The organism is Streptomyces sp. NPDC029169 (genome assembly GCF_055563935.1).
The window spans coordinates 232,781-251,753 of the sequence record NZ_JBVHXA010000002.1 but is presented as its reverse complement, the minus strand read 5'-3'; the positions used below and the strand labels follow the sequence as shown (position 1 = coordinate 251,753).

At 70.3% G+C, this 18,973-nt stretch carries 19 protein-coding genes and 1 pseudogene; 15 read left to right on the top strand and 5 right to left on the bottom strand.

The window, feature by feature from the left end; all coding sequences use genetic code 11:
• Nucleotides 1-13 precede the first annotated feature (13 nt).
• The 3 genes from ACZ4VI_RS04905 to ACZ4VI_RS04895 all read left to right on the top strand — a co-directional run bounded on the left by ACZ4VI_RS04905 (nt 14) and on the right by ACZ4VI_RS04895 (nt 3,168).
• Nucleotides 14-967, top strand: coding sequence for an acyl-CoA dehydrogenase family protein (locus ACZ4VI_RS04905; protein ID WP_467996656.1), 954 nt, complete (start codon nt 14-16; stop codon nt 965-967).
• 401 nt (nt 968-1,368) lie between these two features.
• Nucleotides 1,369-1,812, top strand: a complete 444-nt coding sequence (locus ACZ4VI_RS04900; protein WP_467996654.1) for an ATP-binding protein — start codon at nt 1,369-1,371, stop codon at nt 1,810-1,812.
• Between the two features lie 264 nt (nt 1,813-2,076).
• Nucleotides 2,077-3,168 (top strand): ligand-gated ion channel, encoded by a 1,092-nt coding sequence (locus ACZ4VI_RS04895; protein WP_467996653.1) that lies wholly within the window; start codon nt 2,077-2,079, stop codon nt 3,166-3,168.
• Nucleotides 3,169-3,188: 20 nt separating this feature from the next.
• Here the strand turns inward: ACZ4VI_RS04895 and ACZ4VI_RS04890 are convergent, their stop codons facing one another.
• A complete protein-coding gene (locus ACZ4VI_RS04890; protein WP_467996651.1) occupies nt 3,189-4,115 on the bottom strand; it encodes a cyclase family protein in 927 nt (308 codons plus the stop codon).
• Between the two features lie 83 nt (nt 4,116-4,198).
• Between ACZ4VI_RS04890 and ACZ4VI_RS04885 the strand changes: the two genes are divergently transcribed.
• The 3 genes from ACZ4VI_RS04885 to ACZ4VI_RS04875 are packed head-to-tail and all read left to right on the top strand — an operon-like array spanning nt 4,199 to nt 7,541.
• Entirely contained in the window at nt 4,199-5,140 is a 942-nt protein-coding gene (locus ACZ4VI_RS04885) for an SDR family oxidoreductase (RefSeq protein ID WP_467996649.1), read from the top strand.
• Nucleotides 5,137-6,192: a Zn-dependent alcohol dehydrogenase gene (locus ACZ4VI_RS04880; protein WP_467996648.1), complete on the top strand. Its 1,056-nt coding sequence runs from the start codon at nt 5,137-5,139 to the stop codon at nt 6,190-6,192. Before ACZ4VI_RS04885 ends, ACZ4VI_RS04880 begins: the two co-directional genes overlap by 4 nt.
• A 59-nt stretch (nt 6,193-6,251) precedes the next feature.
• Complete coding sequence (locus tag ACZ4VI_RS04875; protein WP_467996646.1) at nt 6,252-7,541, top strand: MFS transporter; 1,290 nt, start codon at nt 6,252-6,254, stop codon at nt 7,539-7,541.
• 112 nt (nt 7,542-7,653) lie between these two features.
• On the opposite strand, the gene ACZ4VI_RS04870 is transcribed toward ACZ4VI_RS04875, so the two are convergent.
• Entirely contained in the window at nt 7,654-8,631 is a 978-nt protein-coding gene (locus ACZ4VI_RS04870; RefSeq protein ID WP_467996644.1) for a GlxA family transcriptional regulator, read from the bottom strand.
• 103 nt (nt 8,632-8,734) lie between these two features.
• Between ACZ4VI_RS04870 and ACZ4VI_RS04865 the strand changes: the two genes are divergently transcribed.
• The 7 genes and pseudogenes from ACZ4VI_RS04865 (at nt 8,735) to ACZ4VI_RS04835 (ending at nt 13,786) form a co-directional block, all read left to right on the top strand.
• Nucleotides 8,735-9,928, top strand: coding sequence for an MFS transporter (locus ACZ4VI_RS04865; RefSeq protein WP_467997261.1), 1,194 nt, complete (start codon nt 8,735-8,737; stop codon nt 9,926-9,928).
• A 128-nt stretch (nt 9,929-10,056) separates the two neighbouring features.
• Nucleotides 10,057-11,061, top strand: a complete 1,005-nt coding sequence (locus ACZ4VI_RS04860; RefSeq protein WP_467996642.1) for a phosphotransferase — start codon at nt 10,057-10,059, stop codon at nt 11,059-11,061.
• An 88-nt stretch (nt 11,062-11,149) separates the two neighbouring features.
• Nucleotides 11,150-11,344: pseudogene (locus ACZ4VI_RS04855) on the top strand (MFS transporter); the annotation flags it as partial.
• 343 nt (nt 11,345-11,687) lie between these two features.
• Nucleotides 11,688-11,900, top strand: coding sequence for a hypothetical protein (locus ACZ4VI_RS04850; protein ID WP_467996640.1), 213 nt, complete (start codon nt 11,688-11,690; stop codon nt 11,898-11,900).
• Nucleotides 11,884-12,408 (top strand): DUF6879 family protein, encoded by a 525-nt coding sequence (locus ACZ4VI_RS04845; RefSeq protein WP_467996638.1) that lies wholly within the window; start codon nt 11,884-11,886, stop codon nt 12,406-12,408. Before ACZ4VI_RS04850 ends, ACZ4VI_RS04845 begins: the two co-directional genes overlap by 17 nt.
• Nucleotides 12,398-13,231, top strand: a complete 834-nt coding sequence (locus ACZ4VI_RS04840) for a helix-turn-helix domain-containing protein (protein WP_467996636.1) — start codon at nt 12,398-12,400, stop codon at nt 13,229-13,231. The genes ACZ4VI_RS04845 and ACZ4VI_RS04840 overlap by 11 nt, the downstream gene beginning before the upstream one ends.
• A gap of 180 nt (nt 13,232-13,411) precedes the next feature.
• On the top strand, nt 13,412-13,786 hold the full coding sequence (locus tag ACZ4VI_RS04835) for a DUF7848 domain-containing protein (protein ID WP_467996635.1): 375 nt from the start codon (nt 13,412-13,414) through the stop codon (nt 13,784-13,786).
• Between the two features lie 222 nt (nt 13,787-14,008).
• Here the strand turns inward: ACZ4VI_RS04835 and ACZ4VI_RS04830 are convergent, their stop codons facing one another.
• Entirely contained in the window at nt 14,009-14,599 is a 591-nt protein-coding gene (locus ACZ4VI_RS04830; protein ID WP_467996634.1) for a recombinase family protein, read from the bottom strand.
• 510 nt (nt 14,600-15,109) lie between these two features.
• Here ACZ4VI_RS04830 and ACZ4VI_RS04825 point away from each other — a divergent pair.
• A complete protein-coding gene (locus tag ACZ4VI_RS04825) occupies nt 15,110-15,721 on the top strand; it encodes a helix-turn-helix domain-containing protein (protein WP_467996633.1) in 612 nt (203 codons plus the stop codon).
• 59 nt (nt 15,722-15,780) lie between these two features.
• On the opposite strand, the gene ACZ4VI_RS04820 is transcribed toward ACZ4VI_RS04825, so the two are convergent.
• Complete coding sequence (locus ACZ4VI_RS04820) at nt 15,781-17,187, bottom strand: recombinase family protein (RefSeq protein WP_467996631.1); 1,407 nt, start codon at nt 17,185-17,187, stop codon at nt 15,781-15,783.
• Here ACZ4VI_RS04820 and ACZ4VI_RS04815 point away from each other — a divergent pair.
• Complete coding sequence (locus ACZ4VI_RS04815) at nt 17,186-18,379, top strand: MFS transporter (protein WP_467997259.1); 1,194 nt, start codon at nt 17,186-17,188, stop codon at nt 18,377-18,379. The genes ACZ4VI_RS04820 and ACZ4VI_RS04815 overlap by 2 nt on opposite strands.
• On the opposite strand, the gene ACZ4VI_RS04810 is transcribed toward ACZ4VI_RS04815, so the two are convergent.
• On the bottom strand, nt 18,376-18,957 hold the full coding sequence (locus ACZ4VI_RS04810) for a flavin reductase family protein (protein ID WP_467997258.1): 582 nt from the start codon (nt 18,955-18,957) through the stop codon (nt 18,376-18,378). The two genes, ACZ4VI_RS04815 and ACZ4VI_RS04810, sit on opposite strands and share 4 nt — an antisense overlap.
• Nucleotides 18,958-18,973: the final 16 nt, after the last annotated feature.

Sequence of the window (18,973 nt, the reverse complement as noted above, 5' to 3'; positions counted from 1 at the left end):
GGGTGGTGGTGTCGTGGACTTCCGGCTGACGGACGACCAGAAGGCGTTGAAGGCGGGGGTACGGGAGCTGTTGGCGGCGCGCTTCGACCGGGACGCGCTGCGGGCGGCGGTGAATGCGGGCGGCGGACTGGACCGGGGCCTGTGGCGGGAGCTCGGCGCGGCGGGGTTCTTCGCGCTGCGGGTGCCGGAGGGGGAGGGGGGTGTGGGGCTTGGGCTTCCGGAGGCGGTGCTCGTTTTCGAGGAGGCGGGGAGGGTGTTGTTGCCGGGGCCGTTGATCGCGACGCATCTGGCTGCCGGCGCGATTGAGGGTGCGGCCGAAGGCGAGGTAGTGGTCACCGTGGCCGACGGGCCGTACGTCGAGTGGCTGGACGAGGCGGACGTGGTCTTGGGGGACGTACAGGGTGCCGAGCCTGTGCGGTCGGTGGATCCGCTTACGCCCTTGCATCGGTTGCCCGGGGCCGTGGGCACCGTAGGGGCCGGGAGCCTGGGCCCGGCAGGGGCGCCGTCCCGTGTGCCCACCCGTCCCGCCCTGCGGGACGATTGCCCACACGGGGGTGGGTGGCCCACAACGCATGTTCTCCTCACCGCTGCCGAGCAGTTGGGGAGTGCGGGGCGGACCACCGGGATGGCGGTTGGCTACGCCCGCACCCGGGAGCAGTTCGGGCAGGCGATTGGGTCCTTCCAGGCCGTCAAGCATCTGTGTGCGGAGATGCTCGTGCGGACCGAGGTCGCCCGGGCGGCCGTGTACGGGGCTGCTGTCACCGGGGATCCCGTCGAGATCGCCGGGGCCAAGTTGCTCGCCGACGAGGCGGCCGTCGCGTGTGCGCGGGACTGTCTTCAGGTGCACGGTGGGATGGGCTTCACCTGGGAGGCGGACGTGCATCTGCACCTGAAACGGGCCTGGGTGCGGGCCGAGCGCGGGCTTTCGAAGGCGCGCGCGGAGGAAGTGGAGGCGGCCGCCCTGTAGGCGGCGCGTGCGCGGGCGCTCACGGAGCGTCGATATCGGGTTGTGTCCTTCGGGCGGGCCGTCACGGCCCGGAGTCGGCGCCCCGCTCCGGTACTCTCCGTGGGATGCGAGTGGTTGTGAGCCCGGATCGTCCCGGTGTCGCCGAAGCGGTGGCCCCGGATCGGGCGATGCCCGCCGCTCGTGCCCCGTGGAGGCGCTGGACGTCCTCCTGTTCGACTCCCCGCAGCGTGCGTCGCACAGTATGGACCATGCGTACTCCTTCGCGCTGGAATATGCCCGAAGCGCTTGTTGCGGTGACTGTACGTCAACCATGCTGTCTCACAAGGGAATCACGTTCCGTGAGGGCGTCGATGGCTGTGAGGCGCGAGGCGATGTGTCCGCCGGTTCGGATGGTGTGAGCGGTGCAGGTGCTTCAGGTTCAGTTGGAGGTCGGGCCGGACCCGGCGGAGGTGGGGCGTGCCCGGCGATGGGCGCGTTCGAGGCTCGCCGGATCGGGCATAGGGGATGACGAGCCGCTGGCCGAGACGCTGGTGCTGCTCATCTCCGAGCTCGTGACCAACGCGGTGGTGCACACGGGCTGTCCGGCCGTGCTGCGGATGCTGTTCGGTGGCACTGCCATGGTGCGGGTGGAGGTCGCCGACTCGAGCGACCGGCCCCCGCTGCCCCGGCACGCGCAGGGCGAGGACACCAACGGGCGCGGCCTGGAGCTGGTGGACGGCCTGGCCGACCGGTGGGGGTGGCAGCGCGAGGGCGCCGGGAAGAGCATCTGGTGCGAGGTGGACCGCGGGGTGTCGGCGGCGCCCCCGGCGTCGGCGTCCACCCCCACGGTCTCGGTGCACTGTTGACGGTTCGTGCCGTTTTGTTCACCCTGGGGTGAGCGATTCGACGTGAGGGGACGACGAGGGTGCCTGCCCTCGACGAGTGCGGGTCGTGTCCGGGGTGGCGGCGGTCGTGCCGTGCTCGGGGTGCGCGCGAGTGCGCCGCCACCCGCGAAACGCGCCGTACGGGCGGGAGACCGTATGAGCCATCGGGGCGGAAAGATGCTGGAACGGAGTAGCAGACGGGCTCGTCGCGCCTAGCCGCCCGGGGCGGACCAGCACGATGGGATCATGGTCCCTCCCGCCCGATACTTCAGATGGCTCGCCGCGCTCGGCGTGATGGCCGCCTTGTTCACCCTGTGTTCCATGGCCCCGCCGCCGGCATCGGCGCATTCCCCCGCGGAGCTCGTCGGCACACGGGCTGGACCGGCTGGACCGGCCGGACCGGCCAGACCGGCCGGACCTGCCGAACCGGCCGGACCGGTCCCGAGCTGCGACGTGGGCGCGTACCTGGAGGACGTGTACGACATCGATCCGACCGCGAGCAAGTTCTCGGCGCGGCTGTGGGTGTGGACGCACTGTCCGGACAAGAAGATCGACCCGTTGCCCAAGTCCACCTTCCCCAACGGGACTCCGACAGTGATCCCGCCCTACTCCCGCCCGATCGGGGACATCCAGTACACCTCGATCGGCCTGGACGGGGAGTTCCGCAAGAGCTTCGACATGCGGGACTTCCCCTTCACTCGGCAGACGCTGAGGGTGATGGTCACCGCGCCCACGAACAGCGGAAAGTTCGTGTTCCGTCCGGACCCGAACACCGCGGACATCAACTTCAATCCGGAGATCCGCATCGCCGGGTGGAAGGTGAGCGGGGTCCGCATGATGACGGACAAGGAGTCGAACCGCACCAGTTACGGCGAGACGGACGTGCCCAAGAGCGAGCAGCAGTACAGCAGGGCGAACTTCCTGATCGACCTGACCAGCGCCAATCCGTCGCTCTTCTGGGAACTGGCCGGGCCGCTCTTCATCATCTTCTTCGTCTCGCTGCTCACCTTCCTGCTGAAGGCGAGCGAGGAGAACTCCTTCGCGGCCCGGATCGGCATCCTGGGCGCCTCACTGTTCGTGATCATGGTCAACATGACCGAGACCAGTGGCGCCATCCCGGCCACGTCCGGCGTCTCGCTGCTGGGTCAACTGCATCTGCTCACCCTGGGCTTCGTGCTGTTCGCGCTCGGCATCACGGTGCTCGGCTGGCGCTGGGCCACTCGTGAGGGCAGCGAGCTCAAGGTGGCCCGCCTCGACCACGCGGGCATGCTGGTCAGTGTCGTCGTCTATACGGCGGTCAGCCTCCTCCTGGTGCTGATGGCCGCGAACCGGGGCTGAGCTGCTCGGGGAGGCGACATCTAGAGAATCGCCACCGGGGCGACCGGGGTGCCCGTGCCGCCGACGAAGGGTTCGGGCATCGCGGAGAGCAGGAAGCTGTACCGGCTCTCTTCCGCACAGGCTGTGGACAGGGCTTCGAGGTTCCAGTTCTGGCCCTGGTGCATGCCCATCTCGACCAGGTCGAGGGCGTGGACGGGGAGCCAGAGGTTCTCGATCTCCGGGGGGAAGATCTCGAAGGTGAGGGTGTCGTTGGCGACGGCGGCCACGTCCCGGGCGTGGAACCACTCCGGCGTACGGACGGACAGGCCTGGCGACGGGAAGCCGTAGCCGTGCTTGTCGCCCGCCAGATAGACCTGGATCTGGCCGGTGCGGACCAGCACGATGTCGCCCGCCCGTACGGTGACCCGGCCGAACTCCTCCGCCTCTTGGAGGTCCTCGGGGGTCACCGCGTGGTCGCCGGGCAGCCGGTCCATGCCCTTCGCGCGGGCCACGTCCAGCAGGACCCCGCGCGAGACGATGGGGGTGGCCTTGTCGATGCCGCTGAACTCGGCGCGGGAGTGCGCCGTGATGGTGGCGGCGGGGCGGCCGTTGTAGATCTTCCCCGAGTGGGAGACGTGCGTGAGCGCGTCCCAGTGGGTGGCCGCCTGCAGGCCCATGGTGACGGCGTCGTCGCTGCAGGCGACCGTGCCGGGGCCGAAGAGTTCCTGGTTGACCTGGACCATGGTGTGGAGGGGGTTGATCCGCCCGGGGATCATCCCCGCCTGGACTCCGTCCTCCTTCAGGGGCAGGGCCAGCGGGATGCGGCGGCCGGTGCGGACTTCGCCGGCGGCGGCCCGTACCACGTCCCCGGTGATCAGGTTCAGCGTCCCGATCTCGTCATCCGCCCCCCAACGACCCCAGTTGTTCACGCGCTTGGCGATCTCGTGGAACTCGGCGGGAAGGGACATGGGACCTCCTGAGGGCTTGTGCTCACGCACCCGGTCGGCCTTAAATCTAACGGTCCGTCAGAAAGCGCGGGAAGGGGCCGGGCGTGGGGAACTTCTTGGCAGGCAAGGTCGTGGCCGTGACAGGAGCGGGGAGGGGAATCGGGCGCGCGGTTGCGCTCGCGTGCGCGGCGGAGGGGGCGAAGGTCGTCGTCAACGACTACGGGGTCTCCATCGAGGGCGGGGAGCCGACGTCGGAGGTCGCGCTGTCGGTGGTGAAGGAGATCGAGGCGGCGGGGGGTTCGGCGGTCGCGGTCGCCGACGACATCTCGACGATGGCGGGCGGACAGCGGGTGGTGGACACGGCGCTGGCGGAGTACGGGCGGATCGACGGGGTCGTGTGCGTGGCGGGGATCCTGCGGGAGCGGATGCTCTTCAACATGTCGGAGGAGGAGTGGGACCCGGTCGTCGCGACCCATCTGAAGGGGACGTTCACGGTCTTCCGGGCGGCGTCGGCGGTGATGCGGAAGCAGGGGTCGGGGACGCTGATCGGCTTCACGAGCGGCAACCACCAGGGGTCGGTGGCGCAGGCGAACTACGCGGCGGCGAAGGGCGGGATCATCTCGCTGGTGCGGTCGGCGGCGCTGGGCCTGCACAAGTACGGGGTCACGGCGAACGCGGTGGCGCCGGTGGCGCGGACGCGGATGTCGGCGAACGTCCCGATGGAGCTGAAGGAGATCGGGGAGCCGGAGGACGTGGCGGCGCTGGTCGTCTACCTGCTGTCGGACCGGGCGAGGGAGGAACGGATCACCGGCCAGGTCTACACGATCGCCGGCCCCAAGATCGCGGTGTGGGCCCAGCCGAGGGAACTGCGGGCGGGCTACGCGGAGTCCGGCGCCTGGACCCCGGAACGCATCGCGGACTTCCTGCCGGGGACGGTGGGAACGGACCCGATGCCGATGCTGGCCCACCTGGAGGAGATGGCGCGCGCGGCGTCGGAGGGCGCGCGTCCCAACGCCGCCCACTCGGCCAAGGGGGAGGACCGATGAGAGGCGTCGTCTACGACGGCAAGGCCGTCCAGGTCGTCGACGATCTGGTCGTACGGGACCCCGGTCCCGGCGAGGTGCTCGTCGGTATCCGTGCCGCCGGGCTCTGTCACAGTGATCTCGCCGTCATCGACGGCACCATCCCGTTCCCCGCCCCCGTCGTCCTCGGGCACGAAGGCGCCGGCGTCGTCGAGGCCGTCGGGCCCGGGGTGACCCATGTCGCCCCCGGCGACCACGTCGCGCTCTCCACGCTCGCCAACTGCGGCGCCTGCGCCGACTGCGACCGCGGTCGCCCCACCATGTGCCGCAAGGCCACCGGGATGCCCAAGCAGCCGTTCTCCCGCACCAGTACGGGCGAACCCCTCTTCCAGTTCGCGTCCAACTCCTCCTTCGCCGAGAAGACCGTCGTCAAGGCCGTCCAGGCCGTGAAGATCCCCCCGGACATCCCCCTCACCTCCGCCGCCCTCATGGGCTGCGGCGTCCTCACCGGCGTCGGCGCCGTGCTCAACCGCGCCAAGGTCGACCGCGGCGAGACCGTCGTCGTCATCGGCACCGGCGGCATCGGGCTCAACGTCCTCCAGGGCGCTCGGATCGCCGGCGCGCTCACGATCGTCGCCGTCGACACCAACCCGGCCAAGGAGGCCGTGGCCCGCCAGTTCGGCGCCGGTCACTTCCTGACGTCCACCGACGCCGTACGGGACATCCTCCCCACCGGCGCCGACCACGTCTTCGAGTGCGTCGGACACGTCGGCCTGGTCCGGCAGGCGATCGACCTCCTCGACCGGCACGGCCAGGCGATCCTCCTCGGCATGACCGCGCCCACCGCGGAGGCGAGCTTCCCACCCGCCGCGATGTTCCTCGACAAGTCGATCCTCGGCTGCCGCTACGGCTCCTCGCGCCCCCAGAAGGACATCGCCCTCTACGCCGACCTCTACCGCGAGGGCCGCCTCCTCCTCGACGAGCTGGTCACCGCCACGTACCCCGTCGAGGAGTTCGCGCAAGCGGCGGAGGACGCCGAACAGGGGAAGGTCGCGCGGGGCGTGCTCACCTTCTAGAGCTGCTCGTCGGAGAACCCGCTGGCCGACACCACCGTCCCCACCCTACGGTCGTGCCCATGGCCTACCGCGACATCGTCACCCGCCCCGTCCTCGCCTGGGCGGCCGTCGCCGTCGCGTCCCGGCTGCCCGTCGCGATGGCGCCGCTCGCCCTGGTGTTCCTCGTACGCGAGCGGCCCGGCGGCTACACCCTCGGAGCCGTACTCGCCGCCGCGTACGTCCTCGGCGAGATCGTCGCCGCACCCATCCTCGGCATCCGGATGAACGCCGAACGGGCCCGGCCCCACCTCGCCGTCGGGCTCGCGGTCGGCGCGCTCGCCTTCACCGGTCTCGGTCTCGGGCTCGCCGGGACCGACCACCCGGTCGTCCTCGGCGTCCTCGCCTTCCTCGCGGGCGCCGGACCGGGCGCCGCGCCCGGCGGCCTGCGAGCGCTGCTGACCGCCATGGTCCCGGAGAAGGCCGTCACGCAGGCGCTCTCCATGGAGTCCGTGCTGACCTTCGGCATCTGGGCCGCCGCCCCCGCGCTCGCGACCGGCCTGGCGCTCGGCGTCAGCCCTGGCGTACCGCTGCTGCTCCAGGGCGGGTTGATGGCGGCGTCCGTCGCCGGCCTGTGGGCGCTGCCCGCCGGCTGGGAGGTCGAGGCGAAGGACCGGGGCGGCGAGCCGATGCGGCGCGTACTGATCCGGGCCTGGCCCGTGTACGTCACGGGCGCGGCGAGCCTGACCCTGCTCGCGCTCGCCGAGCTGATCCTCCCGGCGCTCCTCGAACAGCGGTCGATCGGCATCGGCTGGGCGGGCCCCCTGCTCGCCGGGTTCTCGATCGGCTCGGCGGTCGGCGCGTTCGTGTACGGGCTCCGCGGCGGCTGGCCGGGCCGGCTGCCGGTGCAGAGCCTGCTCCTCATCCTGGGCGTCTCGGCGGGCGTCGTGCTGGTCGCCGTCCTGCCGTGGACGGGCGCCATCGCCACGGCCCTCGTCCTCGCCGGACTGCTCCAGGCCCCTGCGATGCTCACCCGCAACCTGGCCCTCCGCCAGATCCTCCCGCCGAACGCCCTCGCCGCCGGCTACTCGGTGATGTACGCGGCCGTGGGCGCCGGCTACGCCGCGAGCGGCTCGCTGGCCGGCGGCCTGCTGAAGGCGGTCGCCCCGTCGACGGCGATCCTGTGGGGCGTCGCCCTGACGCTGCTCCTCACGGCCATCGGCGCGGTGGGGGAGTGGCGCCGCGCGACGCGCGAGGCGCCGCGGGCGCGGGACGGAGGCGCGGGGGCGGCAGCGACGCCGGGCGTCCCGGCGGACGTCTCGCCGGACGTCCCGGCGGGCGCGGAGAGCCGAAGCCCCTCGCGTACCGACTGACCGGGTGTCACCAGGCCGCGCGAGCCGGGGCCGACCCCGGCTCGGGGGGGGACCCCGCTCCGGGGGGGGCGACCCCCGCTCCGGCGGGGGGCGACCCTCTCGGGCCCCCGCGCTACCTCGCCGCCGACCCGGTCGTCCTGAACGTCCGTCGGTACGTCGTCGGTGTCACGCCGATCGCCGCCTGGAGGTGGGACCGCAGTGACTGCGGCGTGCCGAAACCGGCGTCGCGCGCCACCTGGTCGACCGCCAGGTCCGTGGACTCCAGGAGGTGGCGGGCCCGTTCCACGCGCTGCTGGGTCAGCCACTGGCCGGGGCTGATGCCGACCTCCTCACGGAAGCGGCGCGTGAACGTCCGTACGCTCATCGACTCCCGTACCGCCAGGTCCCGCAGCTGGATCGGCTCGTGCAGATGCGCGAGCGCCCACGCCCGAGCCGCCGTCGTGGTCGCCGTCCCGTCCGCCGGGAGCGGGCGCTCGATGTACTGCGCCTGACCGCCGTCCCGGTGCGGTGGTACGACGGTCCTGCGGGCCACGTCGTTGGCGACGGCGCTCCCGTGGTCCCGGCGCACGATGTGCAGGCACAGGTCGATCCCGGCGGCGACGCCCGCCGAGGTCAGGACGTCCCCGTCGTCGACGAACAGGACGTCCGCGTCGACCCGCACCTTCGGGAACAGCCGCTGGAAGTGGTCGGCCGAGGCCCAGTGGGTGGTGGCCGGCCGCCCGTCGAGGTGACCGGCGGCGGCCAGGACGTACCCGCCGGTGCAGATGGACACGAGCCGCGTCCCGGGCCGGATGTGCGCGAGCGCCGCCGCCAGCTCGTCGGTCAGCCGGCCCTCCTCGTAGACCGGGCCCAGTTCGTACGAGGCGGGGACGACGACCGTGTCCGCCGTCGCGAGCGCCTCCGGGCCGTGCTCCACGTGGATCGCGAAGTCCGCGTCCGTCTGGACGGGCCCCGCGACCGGCGCGCAGGTCACGATCTCGTACAGCGGCCGGCCCGCCGCGTCCTTGGCGCGGCCGAAGATCCGGTGGGGAATGCCCAGCTCGAAGGGGAGGAGGCCGGGCAGGGCGAGGACGGCGATACGGTGCGGCACGAGTAAATCCCTTTGTGGTCCAGACCACTTGCTGCTAGAAGTCCGGTCCGTGACGGACAAACAGACGGAGCACTATTCGTACAAGGCTGGGGCCCAGGAGCGCATTCCCGCCCTCTGGAACCGTAACTTCAGGCTCTTCTTCGTGGCCCGCGCGGTCGCCGTCCTCGGCGAGGGCATGGTGCCCGTCGCCCTCGCCGCCGGTCTGCTCGGCGCCGGGCGTTCCGGCTCATCCGTCGGTTACGCGCTGGGCGCCTGGATCGGGCCCTTCGCGCTGTTCGTCGTCGTCGGCGGAGTCCTCGCCGACCGGTTCACCGCCCGCCGGATGATGATCCTCGCCGATCTGCTGCGGCTGCCGGGCGCGGCCGTGCTCGCCGTCGCCTTCGCCGTCGGCAGCCCGCCCCTCTGGTCGGTGTACGCGCTGAGCGCCGTCAGCGGGATCGGTGCCGCGCTCTTCCAGCCGGGCGTCGCGTCCACGATTCCGCGCATCGCCCCCGACGTGCAGCGCGCCAACGCCGTCCTGCGGGTCGTCGAGTCGCTCATGACGATGGCGGGTCCGGCCGTCGCCGGTGTCCTCGTCGCGCTCACCGGCGGCGCGGGCGCGGCCTTCGGCCTCAACGGCGCGACGTTCGCCGTCAGCGCGGTCTGCCTCACCCTGATGCGCATCCCCGCCGCCCCCGCCGACTCGGTGCGTCGCGGCTCGCTGCGGGCCGAAATGGCCGTCGGGTGGCGGGAGTTCACGGCGCGGACCTGGCTGTGGGGGGTGATCGCGATCTGGACGGTGTACGGGTTCACGGTCGCGGGGCCGATGGTGCCGCTGACCGCGACCCTGGTGACCGGGGACCACGGCTCGGCCACGTACGGCGCGCTGATGGCGGTCGCCGGCGCGGGCAACGCTACCGGCGGGCTCCTCGCCCTGCGGCTGCGCCCCCGCCGCCCGCTCGCGGCGGGCGCGATCGCACTGCTCGGCCTCCCCGTGAACCTCGCCCTGCTCGGCGCGGGGGCGTCCGTGCCGCTGCTCGCGGCGGGGCAGTTCCTGGGCGGGGCGGCCTTCGCGTTCTGGCTGGTGATGTGGTCGACGTCGGTCCAGACGCATGTTCCGCAGGACGCGCTGAACCGCATGCACGCGTACGAAGTGGCCGGCTCGCTCCTGATGATGGCAGCAGGCCGCACCCTCGCGGGCCCGGCCGCGGAGGCGATCGGCACGGAGGAGGTGCTGCTGGCGGGGGCGGGGATCGCGGTACTCGTGGTGGTGGCCCTGCTGGCGGTCCGTCCGATCAGGACGCTGCCACGGGCGTGAGCGGCCGGCGGCTGTTAAGGCCGGCGACTGTGGGCCGTGGGCCGTGGGCTGTGGCCGGCCGGCCCGCGGAGGCTCCGTGCCGGGAAAACCGGGTGAGCGCGCGGCCTGTGCGGTGGTGGGATGGGCGCATGAGACCTGACGTACCGGAGGCCGTCGACCGCGGGCAGTATGAGGACGCCCGGACCCCCTGGGAGGAACGGGACTGGCGCGAGGCCGCCCTCGCGTGGGCGCAGGAGCAGCTCGCCGCCCACGGTCTCGGCCGCACCGAGCGGCGGAACGTGCGGCTGCGGCCCTGGTCCGTCCTGGTGCGGATGTCCGTCGCAGGGGACCGCACGGTGTGGTTCAAGGCCAACCCGCCCGCGTCGGCGTTCGAGGCCGGGCTCGGCAAGGCGCTCGCCGCGTGGGTGCCGGAGCACGTCCTCGAGCCGCTCGCGGTCGACGCCGAACGCGGCTGGTCCCTGCTCCCCGACGGCGGCCGGCTCTTCGGCGACGAACTGGACCTCGGTCGCGCCGGCCCGGAGTCGTGGGAGGAGCCGCTGCGCCAGTACGCGTCCATGCAGCGCACGCTCACCGCGCACACGGAGGAGATGCTCGCCCTGGGCGTGCCGAGCGCGCGTACGGCCGAACTCCCGGAGGTCTTCGACCGGATCGTCGAGGAGCACACCGCGCTCGACCCGGGCGACCGCCGGGCGCTGCGCGCCGAGCGGCCCCGCCTCGCGGACTGGTGCGCGGAGCTCGCGGCCGTGGGCGTCGCCGACACGCTCGACCACTCCGATCTGCACGAGAGCCAGATGTTCGCCCGGGAATCCGGGCGCGTCACCTTCTTCGACTGGGGCGACGCGGCCGTCTCCCATCCGTACTGCAGCCTGCTGGTCCCCGCCCGTGCGGCCCGCGAACGGTACGGGCCAGAGGCACTGCCCCGGCTGCGGGACGCGTACCTCGAACCCTGGGCCGAGGACGGCCGTACGGCGCGCGAGCTGAGGCGTGCGGTGCGCCTGGCCGTGCGCCTCGGGGCGATCGGCCGGGCCTGCTCCTGGGGCCGGCTCTTCCCCTCCGCGTCGGGCACGGCACCGGCGGGCGACGACGCCCGCACCCACTGGCTGCGGGAACTCTTCGCGGAGCCGCTCTCGTAGGGGTCCTACCGACCGGTGGCCCGATCCTTGCGAAAGCTGTCAGCCGGGCCAATGGTCGGCGGGGGCCCGGGTCGCGAAGCTGTGTGACGTGACCCAGACAACCGAGACCACCGAGCCCGGCGAGACCACCCCCGCACCCGCCTCCTCCCGTGACTCCCGTACGCCCCGAGTCCACCGCGCATGGTTCGTCGCGGTCGTCACCTTCGTCACGATCATCGGGGCGGCGGCCTTCGCGTCGCTGCCCGGGCTGCTGATCGAGCCGCTGCACGGGGAGTTCGACTGGTGATGCTTGGGGGAACGGGCATGAAGCCGTGTCGGCCGTCAAGGTGACTGCCCGCTAAGAGGCTCCACGGCGGCCCAGCGGCGCACGGTCGGTACCCCCTCTTGCCCCTCGCTCGGGGGAGATCCGGCTGTTACGCGCCCGCTAGGGCGCGCCCAGGGGTGGACCTGCGGACCGGCATTCGCGGCGTCTACAGCCGACCCCTGCGGCCTTCGCCGCCTCACCGTCCATGATCGCCTACCCGACAACGCGAATATTGGCGTTGTGCCATAGACGGGGTCTGTGTGACAGCCCTAGCGTCGTCCTGGCAGCAGGGATCAGCCCTGCGCAGGAAGGCGGGGACAAGATGGCGCGAGGTGATTTGACCCGACTTACCGGCGAGGCTGGCGGGCCGAACTGCGACGACGACGATTGCCCGAACGTCTACCGGGACGAGACGGACGGCAGCATCGTCGTCCAGGGCGAGCAGTGCGCAGTGTTTCAGCCCCCGGCTGGCGAGGCGCTGGTGAAGATTCCCGAGCACGTTCTGAGGGAGGCTGTTCGTGCTCTTGGATGGTGAGGGCTGGCGGGAGTTCTTCGACGCCTTCGAGCGGGAGGCGTGGCGGTTCGAGGCACAGCCCACGTACACCATGCCGAAGGAGCAGGAGAACGTAGCTCGCTTCCTGCGGGGTGAAGGGAAGCCTGCGAATCACAATGCGGGCTGGCATGAGCGGGTGAGGGGATACATCAGCTCCGGCCGCGCTATCGGTCGCGTCCGTGTCGTGTGTCAGCCGCTCACCGACTACCAGCGGTATCAATTCGCATGGGGTATCCCGGGCAACATCAAGGCCGGTGAGGACATCCGGGTCCTGGATGTGACCAATGACGACTACGGCTTGCCGCTCACCGGCCAGGACTGGTGGATGTTCGACGAAACCCGTATCGCTCAACTCAACTTCCGGCCGGACGGTACGCAGATCAACCGCGAGACGTACGAGGGTGACCCTGCGCCCTATCGGGAATGGAAGCGGATCGCCCTAGCGCACGCCGTGTCCTTCGAGGAGTACGTGAAGGGCATTGACCTTTGATCCGGGACAGCTAGGTCAGTCGAAGGCCGACCTGGCAGAGACGCTCCGCACACTGCGCAAGCGAGCCAACCGAACTCAGGTATGGCTCGCTCAGCGCTGCAATATATCTCAGACCAAGCTGAGCAATATTGAGACTGGCCGGATCACCCCAAGCCTTGTTGACATTGAGCTGATCCTCAGAGCCGTTCATGCCCCGCCGGAACTCGTCGCGGAAGTGACAGCCCTTGCAAGGCTCGCCAACACGGAATGGCAGGGCAAGCGGGCTTCCTGGCGTAGAGGTTTGGAGAAGCGGCAAGCGGAGCTCGCCGGCCTCGAAGCCGATGCTTCGGCGCTTCGGTACTTTTTGCCTGCGATGGTGACCGGCCTCCTGGCGACACCCGAATACATCAGGGCCAGCCTTGGTCACTCACCCGGGGACATCTCCAAGACGGTGGCCAAGAAGCTGGAGCGGCAGTCGGTTCTCTATGACCCCACCAAGCGGTTCACGTTCCTGTTGACAGAGCAGGCCGTCCGGTGGGCAGTTGTTCCTCCGGCCGCGATGGCCGTACAGATCGACCGGCTCGTTTCACTGTCCCACCTGGCCAATGTGCGTATCGGCGTGATCCCCATTGGCTCTGCGGTGATCCGTGGCCCTTTGAACACCTTCACGGTCTACGACCAACGCCTAGCAACCGCTGAGACCTTCACGGGACGCATCGTGTTCCAGGACGCCAGGGATATTGCCGAGCACCTTGAGGTGTTCTCCTTGTACGAGCGTCACGCGCTCTTCGGCGACGAAGGAAGGAATGCGCTCAGGGAGTGGGCGGCTTCTTGCCGCTCGTGATCCTTTACCCCACAACGTCAATATTTCTCAGGTCTGCTGTTGCGTCGATGGATCATGACTTCCACGGATTGGCCGAGTTCGGGGAGGCGCGGAGATGAGCGACAGGCAGACGACGATGTCGGGACCGGTGCACTTGAGTCTCCCGCCTTCGCCCCCTGACCCCGTGTCGGGGTGCCGTGAATGCCTTGGCTTCGCGGTAAGCCGGGCGAACGCCACGTCGGTGGGCGACTACTCGAAGGCTTCGGACGTGAACGTGTCTCTGCGCCTGCACCTTCGGCGGGCACACGAGGACCACTGATGGCGGGGGCAGTCCTGCGCTTCGTCACGCACCGGATCACGCAGCATCCGGATACTGACGTGACGTTCGAGGCGGAATGTCTTCGCTGCGGGTGGGTGGCGAAGCCCTCGACAGACGGCGCGGAGGTCGACGTGGATTGCATGGCCCACGCCGGGGTGAGCGGACACAAGGGCTTCCGGCGCCTGTGCACGTCGTTTGCCATGGTCGTTCGGGCTGATGAGGAGGAGACCCCCGGCGCGCCGAGGGACGGCGAGTAACACCACACCAGAGGTGCGCTGGAAGGGGCGCCGCGTGAGCGAGACGCGCCCCTGTGCTGGCCCCTGTCGGCTTCCCCCGTGGTCGGCAGAGGCCAGCATCGTGAGAGGCCGTCAAGCGGCGCCACGCACCCGTGCATGACAGCGGCCCCCGGCATGAGCCGAGGGGCCCGTCTCGCGTCCGTGTGTGCCCACCTGACGGGCGCCCCCGATCGGGGGCTCTTCCTACCCCGCCGTGCCGGTAAGGGCCCGGTAGACGGTCGCCTGCCCCACTCCAAGGGCCTTGGCGATGGCACCGTAGCTCTGGCCGCCGGCCTTCAACTCCCGTGCACGCTCGATTGTCTTCGCGTCCATGGCCTTCGGGCGTCCGCCCACCTTGCCCTGTGCCTTGGCCGCTGCCAGTCCGGCTATCGTCCGGTCCTTGATCAGCGCGCGCTCGAACTCCGCCATGGACGCGATGATCTGGAAGAACAACCGCCCGTCAGCCGACGTGGTGTCCACCGAGGACAGGGCGCCGGTCAACACCTTGAAGCCCACACCCTTGGCGCGCAGTCCGTCGACGATCGTCACAAGGTCGATGAGCGACCGGCCCAGCCTGTCCAGCTTCCACACGCACAGCGTGTCCCCCTCACGGAGGTAGTCGAGTACGGCCGTCAACTCCGGCCGGTCGGCGTTCTTCCCGCTGGCCTTGTCCTCGAAGATGCGGGCGCAACCCGCCTCGGTCAGCGCGTCGCGCTGTAGCTGCGCTTCTTGGTCCTCGGTGCTGATGCGTGCGTACCCGATGAGGTGACCCGTAGGGGTGATGATCTTCGGCATGAGCCGGACTGTTCCATAACTCGTTCCGAAACGTCAAGCGTTCCAGAACATCGGAAGCATGAGTTTCGGAACGGCATTGGGTGGCGTTCTGGATCGTTCCGATAACCATCGTTTCTGGAACGCCCCCTGGGTGCTGTGCGCCTGCCTCATGGCCGGTCGCTTGCCCTCGCGTAGGCGTGCGGCCTATCAGCCGCTCACAGAAGCGCACAGCCGTTCACCTGGCCGAGGAGCGGCGGCGAAGAGCAGAGCCGACAGGGAAGGTGACGGCGAGGGGGTGGGGTATGACCCCCTGAAGGGGTCATGCTCGACCGCCGAGTCTTGGCGGCTCAGATCCTGCCACGGTTTCAGGGCCTCTTGAGAGCCGCCTCACATGCGATGACCTGCGGTTTTCCCCTTGCTGGCCTGTAGATTCGAGAGTTCCCCGCGACGGTGACGGGGTGGATCCTGTCTCAGGAAGGGGAGTTCGAGATACAGGAACACGTGTGGCGCCGTGCGCTGGTGCGCTCCGGCATGAAGCCCGCAGAGAAATTGGTCGGTGTAGCGATGGCGTTGTACGCGGACTACGACACGGGGAAGAACGTGTGCCCGTCCAACGGGACGATAGCCAGGGAGCTTGGCTACGGCGGGAAGGCTCCGGAACAGACAGTCAACAAGATCATTGGCAGGCTGCGGAAGGCCGGCTGGCTCACGAAGACAGGCAAGGTCCCGGACGGTCCGGTGATCTACCAGCTCACGTTGCCGAAGCAGGGGGGTATGGCTGAGGAGCCATACAACCTACTTACCTCCAGGAGCGACGGCGGTAGGGGTGAAGGGCCAACGGCGAAGGGCAAGCCGGTAGACGAAGAGCGGCCCCCGGCAGGGGGCCGACAGGGCGAAGGTGAAGAGCGTAAGCAGCCAGCGAAGGTGGGCCGCGTTAGCGGCCCCCAGAAGGAAGACGAAGGGGCTGGCCTTGGGGGGCCTTCGGCCCCCTCCTTGTCCTTCGTAGACGTAGAGACGGTCAAGCAAGGGGAGCGCCGCCGGAAGTGGTTCGGGGAACCGTACACAGCTCCCGTGCCGGTCGACTTCGACTACGGCAGCTTGCCCGACCGGCTCCAAGGGGCAGAGCATGAGCCGCCCTTCTGATCGGACACGACGGAGCCCCGCCCTCGGGTGAGAGCGGGGCCCGAGTCGAGTGGGGCAGGCTACGCGTCGGATTCGTCGGCGGTGTGGTTCCACTCCACGGTCATGTAGTCGTCCACGGTCATCTTCGCCGCCTTCCTGAAGCCGTTCGAGTGCATGGTGATGGTGGTGACGAACTTGACCCACGCTCGACGGATGGGGAGCGGAGTGTCCGGCCAGTCCTGAACCAGGCCAGCGATGCCCGACACGGGGTCGATCGGGGGCAGACCGGTGACACCGGACAGCTTCTCGTCGATCTCACCGAGCCTGGACCGGATCGCTTCGGTACCGGCCGTCATCTGCGACAGGGTGATGGACCCCGAGGCGTAGGCCACAGCCAACCCGTCGAGCCGTTCCCGCAGGGTCTGCGCCTCCTGGTGCAGGTGGGCCGAGTCGTCTCCCTGCTCCTGTCGAGAAGCGAGGATCCAGGGCAGGAAGTCGGGGAAGACAATCCGTGCGAGGACAGCGTTACCGGCTCGCTTGTCAGCCAGCTCTCGGGGTACGCGTACGTGCTTCTGTCCACAGCGGTAGACCGGGGTCCCTCGGTACATGCCGCCTCGCACCGTCTCTCCGCAACGCTCACACGTGGCCAGTCCGGCGAGCAGGGTCTGAGGGGCCGAACCGGTACGTGCACCGCCCGTGAACCGCTTGGGGTTCGTCAGTGCCGCCACGAGGCCGTAGTGAGTCACCTCGTCCAGGATCGCGGGCCACTGGCCCTCGCCCACCACTTCGCCTCGGTAGGTGGACTGAGCGATGTAGCGAGGGGAGATGAGCACCTTCTTCACTCCGCCTACGCCCCACCCCTTGGCCTCGTCCTTCGCCGTGCCGGACGACGAGCGGGGAGCGAGCAGACCGAGGCCGGTCCAGTAGCGGGCGACAGCCGCCAGGGTCTCGCCCCGAAGAACCATTTCGGCACCTTTGCGAATCGCTTCCGCCTCGGCCTCGACCACGGTCACGTAGTCGTCGGCGTATCCGAAGGTTCGCAAGCCCGCCTTGTGCGGCTTGCCGTTCTTCGCTGCCTGAAGGTTCGACGCCTTCTGTCGTAGTGCCTTCTGCTCGCCCTCGTACTCCGCCCACGCCGTGACCGTCTTGGCCGTGGCCCGACCGGCCGGAGTCGCGAGGTCCAGATGTCCGGCGTGGATGGCGTGGACGTTGACGCCGAGCGCGATCACCCGCAACAGGTCTTCGGTCTTGCGTACGAGCCTGTCAGTGTGCCAGCAGAGGATCGCGTCCGGCTTGGACGCCAACAGCCGCTCGAACCCTGGCCGTACCTTGCCCGAGGTGGCGCTGACGTCGTTGTCCGCGATCACTTCCCGTACGGTCCAGCCACGGGCTGCGGCGAACGCCCGACACTCTTCCTCCTGGCGCTTCACGCCCAGTTCGTCGCCGTGCTGATCGAGGCTGAGTCGTACGTAGACGGTGACATCCATCTGTGGTGGCCCCCCTTGTTCCTGCCTTCATGGTGCCCCAAACATCTACCACAAGTTCGACTGGTCGCGCGGCACGATCGGGTTCGCGGTGTCGGTGAACCTCGCGCTCTACGGGCTGACGGCGCCGTTCGCCGCCGCGCTGATGGACCGGTTCGGCATCCGCAGGGTCGTCGCCGTCGCGCTGAGCGTGATCGCGCTCGGCTCGGTGCTGACCGTGTGGATGACGGCGCCCTGGCAGCTCGTCCTGTACTGGGGCGTCCTCGTCGGCCTCGGCAGCGGCTCCATGGCGCTGGCGTTCGCGGCGACGGTGACGAACCGGTGGTTCGTGGCCCGGCGCGGCCTGGTGACCGGCATCCTCACGGCGGCCGGCGCGTCGGGCCAGCTCGTCTTCCTGCCCCTGCTCTCCTGGCTGGTGGAGAACCACGGCTGGCGCCCGGCCGCCGTGACCGTCGCGCTCTCCGCGCTCGCGGTGGTCCCCTTCGTATGGCTGCTGCTGCGCGACCACCCGGCGGACGTGGGCCTCGCCCCCTACGGCGGGGAGTTCGCCCCGAAGCCCGCCCCCGTCACGGGCGCGGCCCGCCGGGCCGTCACGGTCCTGTTCAAGGCGGCCCGCACCGGCCCGTTCTGGCTCCTGGCCGGCACCTTCGCGATCTGCGGCGCCTCGACGAACGGCCTGGTCAAGACCCACTTCGTGCCCGCCGCCCACGACCACGGGATGCCGATCACCGCGGCGGCCTCGCTGCTCGCCGTGATCGGGGTCTTCGACGTCGTCGGCACGATCGCCTCGGGCTGGTTCACGGACCGCTTCGAGGCGCGGCGGCTGCTGGCGGTCTACTACGCGCTGCGCGGCATCTCGCTCCTCTTCCTGCCGATGCTCCTCGCCCCGTCCGTCCACCCACCGATGATCTTCTTCATCGTCTTCTACGGCCTGGACTGGGTGGCCACGGTCCCGCCGACGATCGCCCTGTGCCGCGAGCACTACGGCGAGGACAGCGCGATCGTCTTCGGCTGGGTCCTCGCCTCCCACCAGGTGGGCGCCGCGGTGATCGCCTTCGCGGGCGGCGTGGCGCGGGACGTCTTCGGCTCGTACGACGTCGTCTGGTACGCCTCGGGCGCCCTGTGCGCGGCGGCGGCCCTGATGGCCCTGGTCATCCGCCGTCGCGAACCGGCCGCCCAGGTCCAGGCCGCCTAGCCGCTGAAGCGGCCGAACCGGCCCCGGTGGAAGAGCAGCGGATCGCCCTCATCCGCCGCGCCCAGGGCCTCCACCCTCCCCACCACGATCAGGTGGTCCCCGCCCGTGTGGACCGTGGCGATCGTGCAGTCGATCCAGGCCGGAGCGCCGGTCAGGCGGGGGGAGCCCGTCGCGGGGGCGGCGTCGTACGGCACACCCGCGAACTTGTCCGTCCCGCTCTTCGCGAAGCCCAGGCACAGGTCCCGCTGGTCCGCCCCCAGGACGTTGACGCAGAAGACGCCGGCCCGGGCGAGCCGGGGCCAGGTCGTCGACGTGCGGGCGACCATGAAGGCCACCAGGGGCGGGTCCAGGGAGAGCGAGGCGAAGGACTGGCAGGCGAAGCCGGTCGGGCCGTCGGGGTCGAGGGCCGTCACGACGGTGACGCCGCTCGCGAAGTGCCCCAGCACGCGCCGGAACTCGGACGGGTCGACGGGCAGCCGCTCGTCCTCCCGTACCGCACGGAGCCGTGGGCGGGGGTGCGGTTCGACGGCCGTCGGTGATCCGGCCGACCTGAGGTATCGGACGGCGGTGGCCGCCATCCCAGCGTGTCCCATC